Origin of the sequence: Vibrio sp. V10_P2A27P122, from assembly GCF_963874335.1 — a bacterium.
Classification (GTDB): Bacteria; Pseudomonadota; Gammaproteobacteria; order Enterobacterales; family Vibrionaceae; genus Vibrio; species Vibrio anguillarum.
Window position 1 is genome coordinate 1 of sequence record NZ_CAWNHY010000169.1, and the last position, 3,372, is coordinate 3,372.

Sequence of the window (3,372 nt, forward strand, 5' to 3'; positions counted from 1 at the left end):
ATAACAGTCGTATAGAGTTATGTATACAAACCATTTGGAGCGCTTAAGTGATCAATTTTACTCCTGCATCTCATGCGCAAAAAGCGCTACTTTCAGAGCGCATAAATAAGCTTGCTAAGGCTTTATCGGATGGTGTTTATGAGCGTGAAGACACCATCAAACTTTGTCTACTGGCTGCTTTAGCGGGGGAAAGTGTTTTCCTACTCGGCCCTCCTGGTATTGCAAAAAGTTTGATTGCGAAACGTCTGATCCAAGCCTTCGATAACAGCAGTTATTTTGAATACCTCATGACGCGTTTCTCAACACCAGAAGAGGTATTTGGTCCATTAAGCATTCAAGAATTAAAAGATAATGGGCGCTATGTTCGCCTAACCAAAGGCTATCTTCCTACCGCACAAGTGGTTTTTCTTGATGAAATTTGGAAAGCAGGCCCCGCCATTTTGAACACCTTATTAACGGTTGTGAATGAAAAAACCTTCAAAAATGGGAGCGATATTGAACGTGTACCAATGCGTCTTCTGGTTTCGGCATCGAACGAATTACCGGATGAAGAGAGTGGTTTAGATGCCTTGTACGATCGCATGTTAGTGCGTGTGTTTGTCAACCGTATTCAAAATAAGCAGAATTTCAAATCGATGCTGACTGTCGGTACGCCACAAGAAGCGCGCATCCCTGAAGGGCTTGCGATTACCGATGAAGAGTACCACTCATGGCAGCGACAACTTGACGATTTACTGTTGACAGATGATGTGTTTGAAAAGTTATTTGAGCTGAAAAACATGCTAGAGCATGCCGTTGAAAATCAGCCCGCTGCGGCAAGTATTGATATGTACGTTTCAGATCGCCGTTGGAAAAAAGCGGTGAAGCTGCTCAAAGCGAGTGCGTTTTTTAATGGCCGCGACTCAATCAACCCGCTTGATTTACTGCTGCTGCAAGATTGTCTTTGGAATAGCCCCGATTCTCGCGATATTGTGCGCCGCGTTATACGCGACTTTGCGTTGAAACATGCTTTTGACCAACAAGAAGTTGAACATCAAATCGTAGTGTGTCGTGAAGAGCTGGCTGAGATTCAAGAAGAGCTAGAGTCTGAATTTGGCATGTTGCTCTCGCTGGAAACATCATCCGGTTTGATTAAAAAGCAAGTGCATCAGTTTGATACCAAATCGGCAAAAACCTATCAGGTAGGCACCGCTCATGACTTGGTCAAATTGGTATTGCTGCAAAGCAATATGTCCGTATCTGAGGCCGAAAAAGGCGATAGCCGCTGGGTTTATGTGCCTAAAAGCGAGCTTGAAAGAACGATCAAAGAGGGGCATGGCGATGTGTATGGTTATGTGAATCAAAATACCAATTTGTGCCGTTTAAGATTTGATTTAGATGCTGGTAATAACCTCGTTCTTAAAGATATTGCTAATCGCTCGGTGTTGGTGAGTTTGGTGACTGAGCAAGGTTTAGACGAAAGTCTTTATCAAGAGTGGCTTACGAAAGCGGATCAAGCCGTTGCACAGTTGCAACATGCCGAACACCATTTGCGTAAAGTACGTTCTAAGTTTCACGGCGCTTTGCCGCATAACTTCATTGATCCGGAGCTGCCCACCGCTATGGAAGCGACGCTGCAGCATCTGCAGCAATTACTTGAATCGACTCATACCGAATGCGAAAAAACGGTGCTTCGTTTTAAAAACCTAAACCAGTTTTTTGCGTAAGGAGAGAAGATGCTTGGTGCCGATGGTTTAAATTTAGCGTTAATGATTGCCGATTCGGGCATCATTGATACGGCAGTGAATGATTTGCTTGCGCGCTCGCAAGTGATGATGATGGCTGAAAATCGCGGCGTGGCGAATTCAGTTAAAAATCACCTAACTAAGTGGCGTGGTAGCGTCAAAAAACGCATTACAAAAGTGTGTGAAACTGAGCGTTTTCAACAAGAGCTGACCTTATACCAAGAAGTAATTCACTGGGATGAAGAGACCTTCTTTACCCGGATTAACGAGATAATCAAACAGTTGGAATGGCACTCAGCATTTTATCTCCAAGCACGTCGTTTAATCGAAAAAAACAAGGGGTTGCATAACCCCATGTTCCCTCATTTCTTTTGTGACCAATGGTATCAAAGCCTTTGCCATGCGATTAAACAAGCGCAAATCAACGAACTTGAAAGTAACAAAGAAAAAGTGTTGGCCGATTTGTACCAGCGTATGGAAACCATGAAAAACATGGATAAAGTCACGGAATCGGGTGATGAAAGCAGCGTCGGTCGCTTGTGGGATATGGCATCGGCGAAGCTCAGTAAAACAGACATTAGTGTCATGAAACGCCATGCGGAATTTTTGAAAAAGAACAAAGGATTGCAAGAGATTGCTGAACAGCTTGGGCGCATGGCTGGCGAAGTAGATGACCCGGATCTCAACCGCACTCCAGCCGAAGCGCTGCAAATGGTGGAGGAGAAATCGGACGAAGCGACGGATGACATCGTCGGCATCCACGAAAGTGATGATCTGAACAAGCTGCTGCCCAACGAAACCATGTTTCTTGCCTATCCTGAACTTGAGGTGGTTTTCTACAAGCATTTAGTGGATAAGCGCTTGATGAACTATCGCATGCAAGGCAAGTCTCGCACCTTGCGTAAAGTCAAAGCGTACCAACCAGAACACAAACAGTTTGAGATTGAAAAAGGGCCGTTCATCGTATGTGTGGACGCTTCTGGTTCCATGAGTGGTTTCCCAGAACAGTGTGCTAAAGCGATGGCTTATGCTCTGATGCAGATCGCGCTGGCTGAGAGGCGCGAGTGCTACGTGATGCTGTTTTCTACTCAGCAAATTACCTATGAGCTGACCAAGCAAGATGGCTTGCGTGAAGCGAGTGATTTTTTAAGTTATTCATTTCACGGCGGAACGGATTTAGACCCTGTGCTAGAACAATCGGTTGAACTGATGAACAGTGACAAATACCGCAATGCAGATTTGGTCGTATTGTCGGATTTCATCGCACCTAAACCGCCGGAAGCTCTGCTAGAAAAAATCGCGACCTTAAAACATCAAAAAAATCGTTTCCATGCGGTGAGTTTGTCTCGCTATGGTAATCCACAGTTGATGGCGATGTTTGATCACTGCTGGGCATACCATCCTAATCTCGTCGGGCGACTGATGAAAAAATGGTAACGATCACTTGATAAAAACTGATGGATTGTTGCTCTAATTGTTCGCCTTCTATCCTTTGTGGGTCGATTCTTAGTCACTTGATTCATAAGTGGAAAATTTATTGTTGACTCATTTTCTTAATCCGTTAAAGTACGCCTCGTTCTCACGGCAAAGCTCGAAAGAACAATGTCAGGAGTTAATTGCTCAACAAAGTGAGCAGAGTTATTAAAAG

The 3,372-nt window shown here is 44.4% G+C and carries 2 protein-coding genes; both read left to right on the top strand.

Going from position 1 to position 3,372, the window contains the following annotated elements; translation table 11 throughout:
- Positions 1-47 precede the first annotated feature (47 nt).
- Positions 48-1,706 (top strand): ATPase RavA domain-containing protein, encoded by a 1,659-nt coding sequence (locus AACQ17_RS07845; protein ID WP_013867938.1) that lies wholly within the window; start codon positions 48-50, stop codon positions 1,704-1,706.
- Between the two features lie 9 nt (positions 1,707-1,715).
- Positions 1,716-3,161, top strand: a complete 1,446-nt coding sequence (gene viaA / locus AACQ17_RS07850) for an ATPase RavA stimulator ViaA (protein WP_019283198.1) — start codon at positions 1,716-1,718, stop codon at positions 3,159-3,161.
- Positions 3,162-3,372: the final 211 nt, after the last annotated feature.

Excerpts from the sequence above, each read along its gene's own strand:
- viaA (WP_019283198.1), top strand. The coding sequence starts at position 1,716 with ATGCTTGGTGCCGATGGTTTAAATTTAGCGTTAATGATTGCCGATTCG.